At 42.0% G+C, this 9,454-nt stretch carries 2 protein-coding genes; both read right to left on the reverse strand.

What is annotated here, in order from left to right; all coding sequences use genetic code 11:
- Nucleotides 1-47 precede the first annotated feature (47 nt).
- Nucleotides 48-3,692 (reverse strand): mucin-binding protein, encoded by a 3,645-nt coding sequence (locus HMPREF3112_RS06130; protein ID WP_070438678.1) that lies wholly within the window; start codon nucleotides 3,690-3,692, stop codon nucleotides 48-50.
- Between the two features lie 459 nt (nucleotides 3,693-4,151).
- A partial coding sequence (locus HMPREF3112_RS06135) for a ZmpA/ZmpB/ZmpC family metallo-endopeptidase (RefSeq protein WP_083278150.1) occupies nucleotides 4,152-9,454 on the reverse strand: 5,303 nt, incomplete at its 5' end.

Consider the following 9,454-nt stretch of genomic DNA (forward strand, 5'->3'; position numbering starts at 1 on the left):
AGAGAGATTTTATTTTTGGATTTTATGAGAGATAAGGTGTGGAAATCTTAGTCTTGGTTTTTACGACGATTCATAGCCGCAAGTCCTGACATGAGTCCCATGACAACAACACCCATTGCTGCAAGGTTATTATCTGACTCACCTGTTACTGGCAATTGTTCATCGCCTTCTTTAGCTTTATCAGAACCATCTGCCTTCTTACCATCTTTATTTCCAGATTTCTTCTTATCTGAACCTTTACCGTCTGAAGCGCCATCAGCTGCTGATCCAGATCCAGAACCCTTAGATCCTTTAGAACCGTTTGAAGTTGCTTTTACAGCTTTAGAAGTTGAGCTTCCAGATTGACCACCATTGCCATTTGAAGGTGTTGAGCCATCTTCGACCTTACGGTAGATGTAAGTTACGATTGTTTGACCTTCTGTCATCTTGTCTGTAGATTTACCTTCTTGACGGATCAATTCATATTTCACACCGTTACGGTAGATGTAACGGTCACCATGAACATTAACTTCTGAACCAACAGAGTTAGTGATCACAAGTGGCATCTTGATTTGGTTACCATACTCGTCACGGTAGATAACAACGATAGTACCAACTTCTTTGTTAACTGCCGGTTTAGCAGGTTCTGCATTAACCACCTTGTAAACAACCTTTGTATCTTCACCAGGGTTGCTTGGTGTCACACCAGTCTTATCAGCCTTGTAACCTTTCACTTCAGGAACAAGTGTCATAGCAGCCTTAGTTGGATCGTTAGGATCATTTGTGTAAGTAACTGCTTCAACACCTGGGATTGGATTCCCTTTTTCGTCAACGGCAATAATCTTACCAAATTTAGTGTAAGTAACCGTTTCAACCTTGCTGTCCATAGTGACATCTTGAGAAGCCACACGACCTTTATCTGCGAAGTAACCGTTAACCATTGGTGTAATCACGAGATCAAACTTAGTCTTATCTGCCTTCCATTCACCTGCAGTAAGAATATCACCTGTTACAGAGTCAAGCGTCAATGAACGTTTCCATTGTGCTTTCTGAACACTGTCTGCTGGCAATTTAGCATTGCTATCTTTGCTTGCATAGTGAACAGTATATGTCACATCTTTAAGGTAAGCATCCTTAGCTGGCCATTTTGGACCGTTTGGTTGGTTAGGATAGATTGGTGTTCCTGGTTCGTGAGCATTGTCTGGATTAAAGTCAAGTGCTACACGTTTGAAGCTTACTGTCCAAGCTTGGTCAACTGTGCTATCCAAGTCAAAGCTTGCACCAGCTGGGTAACCATCTGTTACAAGGACATAGCCAAGGTCTTGATAGTGTTTGATACGTTCAGCTGTTGAATAGTTAACCGCTTCACCAGACTTACCAGCCAAAGCAACAGTTTCAAGGGTTGAACCACTTGTTTCATCACGGTAAACAACACTTGCTTTTTGATCATTCTTAACGTAAACAACCTTAGTATCGCTAGACAAGTCACCTGGTGTTGCAGGTACTACCTTAGCAGTGTAACCTGGGATAGTTGGCAAGTTCTTGTCAACTGCAATCATCTTAGTTGGATCGTTAGGATCATTGATGTAGGCAGTATCAGAGACACCTGCAATTGGCTTACCATTTTCATCGACAATGACAAATTTACCAAAAGCCTTATAAGTTACGGTGTCAGTTGCTTCTGGAGCATCTGGAGTTACTGTCTTACCACCTGCTACCGCTTTATCTGCAAAGTAACCATTAACAACAGGAACCTTAACTGTACCGTAAGTGTGGCTAGTTTCATTCCAAGTCACCTTACCAGTCGCTTGGTTATCCTTACCTGCAAAGGTATAGTCAGATTTCACATCTGCAGCTGGAGTTTTATCGCCTGCACCTTGGAAGGTAACCGTTTGTTTAGTAGCCTTAGTCACATCGTTAACGATTGCTACGTAAACGACACGAGTGTCTTCACCTGGATTTGATGGTGATGCAGGGACAACCTTAACAGTGTAACCAGGAATACTTGGAAGCGTCTTGTCGATGGCAATCATCTTAGTCGCATCATTAGGATCGTTAGTGTAGGCAGTTGTTGATACACCTGGAATTGGACTGCCATTTTCATCCACAGCAATGAACTTACCAAAGGCCTTGTAAGTAACTGTATCTGTAGCATTTGGTGCATCTGGAGTAACTGTCTTGCCACCTGCTACGGCTTTATCAGCATAGTAACCAGTAACAACTGGAGTTTTGACTGTTCCATAAGTGTGAGTCGTTTCAGTCCAAGTTGTTGTATTAGTTGTAGGATCTTCTTTACCGTTGAAGCTAAAGTCATTTTGAGTGTTAGCAGCTGGTGTCTTCGTATCAGCACCAGTGTAAGTTACTGTTTGACTTGTTGCTTTTGTGACATCTTTAGTGTCTTTTTCAACGATAATGTGGTAACGGTAACCAGGAGCTAGGTATTGACCACCGCCATTGGCATCAATCGAAGCATCCAAACCTTGTGAACCATTAGCAAATTGAACAAGGTCAACAACACGACTTTGGTTAAAGTCCCAAGTACGATCTGAGCGAATGGTTGCAATACCATTTGTATAGTCATATTGACGTTCTGATTTTAAGACATCTACGTAAGCATTAGCTTTAGATTTGTCAGCAGACGCATACTTGATACGATAACCTGCTGGTACTGGAGGAAGCTCTGTTATACCCGCATCGTAGATCTTATTGTAAGTCCTACCGTTTGCAGTGATTGTTTCAGTTGAGTTGTTGATACGGTATGTTGAAGATCCAGGAATCTTGTTTCCTGCTTCATCAACGTAGTCAATAATACCAAGGTTGGCATAGTTAACGACAACCATATAGTTACCATTTGTAATGTAGTCATAAGGTCTCATAACCCCACGATTATCACGACCAACTCTAAGATTGTTGATGTAATCAATGTTAACAAAGTATTGTTGACGTTCTGGCAAATAGGCAAGTTTGTAGCCTAGGTTTGTCAAATCAGGGTTTGTTGAACCTGCTCCAGCATTTGTCAAAACAGCAACCGCATCAGCTGAACGAAGACTACGGTTTGATACCGCAAGTCCCATAGCATTGATGAGATTTTCAGAGTTAAGGCTTGCTTCAGCAGCATTCAATTCACTGCTTGTCACGGCCAACTCACTAGTCGCCACTTTAAGGACGCTATTTACAGCATTGGTTGTAGACTCTGCGCTGGCAGTTTCTGCTGCAGTCGCAACTGAAGCTGCTGCACTTGTTTGTGCTGATACTTGACCAGCAACAGGAGCTTCGGCTACTGCTGTTGAGCTAAGAGCTTGTGCACTAGTCGCTACAGATGAAGCAGTCGCTGCTACAGATTCAGAGCTCGCTTGCGATGCAGCCTGAGAAGCTGCTTCTGAACTAGATGCTGTTTGACTAGTTGTTGAAGTTGCTTGGCTTTCTTGAGCTGCTGATTGTGGCTGTTCACTAGCCAAGGCCACAGTAGAGACTGAGCTTGGTGCGTTTTCTGTTGTTGCTGGAGCTACTGATGCTGTTGTTGGCGTTGATTGCTCCACGACGACATCTGGCTCAGCAGTTGTTTCCATACCTGCGGTAGTTGGTGCTACCGTTTCATCAGCTTGGGCACCCTGTGCATTTGAGAAGATTGAAACTCCCAAAAGGACAGAGGCTACACCAAAGCTGTATTTTCTTAATGAAAAACGTTGGCGTTTATTAAACATATCTCTCATAATAATAAATTTCCTCAATATCCAAATTACTTTATATACAGTTTCCATTTTATACTATAATTATTAAATTGTCAAATATATAATGATTATTGTTCTAAAGTTTAACTTTCATTAGAGAATATTAATTTAAAACTTTTATCTAAGTCCTTTGAAACATCAAAATGTTCGTGCTTTTATTTACCACAATCCTCTGTTTTGTTAGTTCTATAATTTTCAAAATACTTTCATATCAAACCATTTTTCATTAAAAACGTTCATCACCCTAACCTTATTTTTTAGTTTTGGTGATATTTATTAAAATACAAAATACTCTCCCTTCAAAAAGAAAAATTTTTTAACGACTCAACTCACAGTTCTCTCAACCCCTTGCCAATACTGACATAGAGACTCCTTACTACTCCTTTTTCGAACAAACTCAAAAATCCCTTTGGTATTTACCAAAAGGGATTTTTTCATCTATTATTTGAAAATAGAACTTGTGAAACTATCTGTCTCTTGTAGGAGTTTCTTATAGACAGCTTCTTTGAGTTTCGTCGTATGGCTTGTTGACACAGATTTATTACCGTTATTATCTGTTTTAAGACTTGCAGCATCTTTGGCTACTGCCGCTTTAAACAAGGTCAACAAATCATCGTAAGAACTTACTGATGTACCATCAATAGTAACTGTCGTCAAACCATGGGACGCTTTTTCTTTCACTTCTTTGAAGTAGGCCTTCTTGAAGTCTTCTAATGAGTTGAACTTCCCATCAGAAATCTTGTTAATGATAAAGTCATCCCCAAGGGTGTTCTTACCAGCCGCTTTAGCTTCTTGTTTATACTTGTTAGTCGCATAACCTAGGAAGCCTTTCTCATAGCCGTAGTAACCCCAGAGTCTGAAAGTATTATGCTTGAAGGACATAGCACCTGGAGAGCCCTCACTGGTATTACCACCATAAATGGCAGACATCATAGGTACATTGACATAGGCAGAAGAGAAATCCTCAGGTTTATAAACACCATTTCCAGGTCCACGATTGGTCATGAAGTTATTATCTACAAGGTCATCAATAGAAGTCAAGTTAATAGCCTTTTCACTATCACTTAGAGCACGCACCTTGTCGTATTGGTTTTTACTGTTACCACGTAACTGTTTATCTACCTTCTTGAACCATGCGTTATTGAGCTCTTGCTTGCCTTGACTGAGGACTGCTTCCCCTTCCAACGAATCAAGAAGCATGAGGGTGTCATTGTAGCCCTTCATGTAACGGTCGATGGCTTCACGCGACTTCAACTTGTTTGGATTCGTATTGTACCACTGCTTACCGTCGTTTTCTCTTTCAAAGGCCATGTTAAGCCCTAAAGCACCGTATTCACCCTGGTGACCCTGAGTTGCTGGTGATTGCAACATCCCTTGGGCATAAGCTTCAACGTCTGTTCCTTCACGACGACCAAAGCCTCCAAAGTAGGCAATACGGTCATTGATATGAGTTGTTTCATGAGTGAAGGCCGAAGCACCGTACTCGCTAATCATGTTAGACATGACGAAGGTAACTTTGGCACGATTATCGTATGGATTGTCGTAGATGGCAGCATAGGCACCGGCCATGGCTCCGTTATCACCATAGTACTCACCGACTGGTCCATAGATTTCACGGATTGGCGCATAGACTTCTGTACTGTTCTTGAATTGGCCGTAGCGCTCTGGCCAACCTGGCCAACCATGACCCCAGGCGTAGTAACCTTCCCAGACTGGATTGACAATGTCTTTGAACAATTTGTTTTTTACATTATCCGCAGCCAATCTTTGCCAGAAATCAAGATAGTTGATTTGACGTTGAGCGGCTAGATCAATCTCAGGTTTCAACTTCTCTAAGGTTGTATTGTACTTGTTAGCCGTACCATAAGACATGGTGTCATAGGTAGAAATCAAGAACATCTCTGTCTTATCAAGGTTCAACAATGGCAAAATCATCTTGCGGTGGAGACCACGACTAAGGTTATCATAAACACGATACTTGTGCTCACCGACACCTTCATTTTGAGATGCCTTCTCAACAACGTAGACCTTATCCTTAGCAGCATCGATAAACCAATCATTCATATTGTCGATAGTGGTAAAGAGTTTTCGGTTGTAATTAAGGAAGTCGGTCAGATCACTAGAAAGGGTATTTTTGGCAAGAACTTCACCAAAAGCATCGTATGTTCTTGAACCACTGATATTATTTTCCTTAGAGCCAATCTCAATCAAACGGTCAAGGACATCCACATTTTTACCATAGAAATCTGGTTTGAAGAGCATGATTTCCTTGATATTAACATCATCAAACTTCACACCATAGTAGCGATTCAAGTAAGTCAAACCTAACAAGAGGGCCGCTTTATTTTTCTCAACCTTGTCAAGAATCATTTGTTGGGCAGCTGGTGATTGGTTAAGCTGGTGGTCTTCATTTTGAACCAGCTTAGTCACCAGGTTAGTTAAATTAGCCTTAACAGCTTCAAAACTTTCTTCCAAGAAGAGGTTCTTGATAGCATTGACCTTGTTTGGACCGGTACGACCAAGTTTTTGGTAAATCGAATCAGACTGCAACTCAATCGGCTTAAGAATATCAACAATACCATTGATAAGACTTGAGTGGTCTTTTTGAACGACATTTGGAGTGTACGCGATACCCAAATCAGCAACAGTGTACTCTTTAACATTGCTCAAACCTTCTGAACTCTCTGAAAGCTTGAAGTAGTCTTTGCTTCCATCAGCATAGTGAACAATAATCTTGTTAGCATCGCTTAGGTCTGTAACAAAATTACTGTCTTTCATTGGTGTCACTGAGAGCACCTCTTTGGTATTCAAGTTGTGGTCCTTGGCCAGTTTGTTTGCTTGATAGACAATATAATCCTTGTTATAGAATGGTTGGAATTTCTCAATATTCTTGTAAGCCTGCTTGTATTCTGGCTTATAGTCTTGAATATTGGCAAAATCAGCTTGACTAGAAACATTGTTAAGAGTATTCAACGCGTAAGGCTCGCTAACAAATGTATCAGCTGTGATGTTGTAACCTTCAACACGCTTGTCAGCTTCTTCCTTGGTCAAATGTTTGAGCTTATTCGGACTCTTAGTATCTTTACCAGTACCATCTTCGGCCGAGCTATAGCCGACAACACCAAAGAGATCTTTGATGTATGGGCCACCGTCTTCATCATTGACATCGTTAGAAGCAAAGATTTCTTGGCCCTTGATAACCTTAGCATAGGTCACATTATTTTGAACAGCGCCGTAAGGCCATGTCTTAGCGACAATACCACCGACATTTCTTGTGTTTTTAACATCAAGAACACCTTTAGCTACTGAATTGGTTACCTTAGCCTTCGTTCCTGATTTCCAACTGTTGAGCATGTAAGTGACAAATGGCACCAGCATACTTGCGTTGGCATTTTGAGCTGTAATGGTCGCATCGACATAGGCTCTGTTGACGAATCCCATGTAGTTTGAACCAGCAATCCCACCAACTGTTGAGTTATTACCAACAGAGTTGATCTTACCGATAAAGGCAACATTTTCAATCTTGCCATCTTCATCAATCTTATTGACAATACCTGCAACGTCATTGTTACCAGTCACTGAACCAGCCACCTTAACATCTTCAATCAGACCTTTATTTTTAAGGTTAAATCCAACCGTCGCGATTTGATTTTGACCAGAGCGATTGATGTCTACATTTTCAAAGTTGATATTCTTGATCGTTCCGCCATTGATGACATTAAACAATGGATGCTCTAAATCATAGATGGCATAGCGTTTATCACCATCACTGAGCAACTTACCAGTAAATTCAGTCGTAATGTATGATTTACCGTTTGGAACGACGTGACGAGCACTCATACTTTGACCCAGCCTAAATTCACCTGAAGGATTAGCCTGAATGGCATTGACCAACTCAGCAAAATCATAGTAAACATTGGCTTGACTAGCCTGAGGTTTCTCAATGTAATAGCTATAGGTTTGAGCAAAATGGTTTTGGGCATCACGTTGAACCAAATTATCCGCTGCTGCAGTTACCTTATAAACCGCCTTGCCATCAACCGTTGTTTCTTCGATGGCTTTTACTGCCAAGTAAGTGGTCTTCTGATCCGCAGAAGTCATCTTCAAGTAGTAATTCGTGAGATCCTGAGGTACAGCTGCCAGACGAGTCTCATCCACTTCTGTTTGATTGTCATACTTAATCAAATCTGTACGTGCAAAATCTTTAAGCTCAACCTTCTTGAGATCCAGTTGGAGAGTTTGGTCTGCCAAAACCTGATTCTCCTCACCATTGCCACGATCATAGGTCATGGTTGTTGTGAGGGTATATGGCTTGTAATAGTCTAAGTTTGTTAGGTCAGCAGTCAAGGTCGTGCTAGGAATATCAAGCGTTTGTACAATCTGTCCGTTTTGCTTGAGGACCGCTTTAATAGTCGTGATAGCTGCTGAACCTGGATTCGTCAAGTTATAGCTAAGTTTAGCACTACGACCCAAATCATCCTTGTCAATCTGTGTTAGCGTAAGCACTGGTTTTTCAGACACCTTGGTCCCTTTGTGAACGATACGATCTTGAACAGGAACTAGCACGGTTTCAGTGACAGTTGGTGCCTCAGACGTCTTATTCCCTTTATAGGTCTTATAGACTTTGGTGATTTTATTTTGACCTTTTTGACCTTCTTGAACAACCTTTAGAGTGCCCTTTTCAAGACTATCATCTTCTTGGACAATCTCTTTAAATGGAAGCTCTACGATAGACTCTTCCGTCGTTGTTCCATCTAGAGGTTTGCTGCCACGACGAAGCTTTCTAGGTTGTGGCACCTCAATAACCTTACCTGATACAATAGTTGGCTCACCAACCTTGACACCATCAATGGTTTGGTAAATTTTCTGGATTTCTTGGCTACCTTTTTGACCTTCTTGCTCGACAACCTCTTCATCCACATACTTGCTATCATCAGTGATAACTTCGATAGGATAATCGATGGCTTGCGTTTCAGTCTCTGTGACACTTCCAACAACTGGAGTGTGGACAGGATTCTCGGGTTGGACAGCCGCCTCACCTTCGTGACCTGATTCTTGTGTACCCTTGGCTTCCAGTTTGCCTGTGTACTCTGGATTTGTAGGTTGAACAAGGGCTTCACCTTCATGACCGGATTCTTGTGTACCCTTAGCTTCCAGTTTGCCAGTATAGTCTGGATTAGCAGGTTGAACAGCTGCTTCGCCTTCATGGCCAACTTCTTGGGTACCATTGGCACTGATTGGACCGGTGTACTCTGGGTTAGCTGGTTGAACCACTGCCTCGCCTTCGTGACCAACTTCTTGGGTACCGTTAGCACTGATCGGTCCAGTGTACTCTGGATTAGCCGGTTGGACCCATGCTTCACCCTCGTGACCAACTTCTTGGGTACCGTTAGCACTTGTAGTATCGCTACTGATTGAACCTGTGTACTCTGGATTAGCGGGTTGAACAGCTGCCTCACCTTCATGACCAACTTCTTGCGTGCCATTAGCACTGATTGGGCCGGTATACTCTGGAGCGGCAGGTTGAACAAGGGCTTCACCTTCATGACCAACTTCTTGGGTACCATTAGCACTGATTGGGCCCGTATATTCAGGGGCAACAGGTTGAACCAAAGCTTCACCCTCATGACCTACTTCTTGTGTTCCATTGGCACTAATCGGTCCTGTGTACTCTGGATTTGCAGGTTGAACCAACGCTTCGCCTTCGTGTCCAACTTCTTGGGTACCATTGGCACTGATTGGAC

Origin of the sequence: Streptococcus sp. HMSC10E12, from assembly GCF_001807855.1 — a bacterium.
Classification (GTDB): Bacteria; Bacillota; Bacilli; order Lactobacillales; family Streptococcaceae; genus Streptococcus; species Streptococcus salivarius.

What these genes read in the sequence shown, in the direction of transcription:
- HMPREF3112_RS06130 (WP_070438678.1), bottom strand. Translation starts at nt 3,692, where the DNA reads ATGAGAGATATGTTTAATAAACGCCAACGTTTTTCATTAAGAAAATAC.